General features: G+C 57.7%; 1 pseudogene. It reads right to left on the reverse strand.

Annotated features, from left to right (window positions below):
- Positions 1-556 (reverse strand): annotated as a pseudogene (locus R7Z77_RS27625) (hypothetical protein); the annotation flags it as partial.

A 556-nucleotide genomic window follows, 5' to 3' on the forward strand; every position in this document is an offset into this window, starting at 1 on the left:
TAGCTGTAGCTTGTGGTTTGCCCCTTGGCCGTTTTGCGCGTTGCCACGTTACCGGCTTCGTCATAGGTAATGTCGGTGGTGCCGGTGTCCGGGCTCCGGACCTGGGTCACTTCGCCAAAGCCGTTGTAGCTGTAGTAGGTCAGGCGCGAACGAGGGTCGGAGACACGGTAAACATCGCCGGTATCCTTGTAGAGCACCTGCGTGACCTTCCCGAGGGGATCGGTCGTTTGTGTCCGGTGATGGAAGCCGTCGTACTTGTAGGAGTGTGTGTTACCAGAGGGACTGGTCTCCTGTATCAGGTTTGCCACCACATCGTAGGAAAACGATGACTGATTGCTATAGGCGTCGGAGACACTGGAGAGCCAGCCGATTTCGTTGAAGATCCGGCGCTCTATCCAACGGGTCTGGCCCAGCGCATCGAGCAGTCGCTCTTCTACTGGGTTCCCGAGGTCATTGAGCTCAAGCTCGCGCCGGTTGCCCTGTGCATCTGTTTCCGCCACCAGCCGATGTGCAGCGTCGTACTCATAGCTGACGGTTGCACCATTTGGCTTGGTCA

Source organism: Vibrio sp. 1401 (assembly GCF_033340295.1).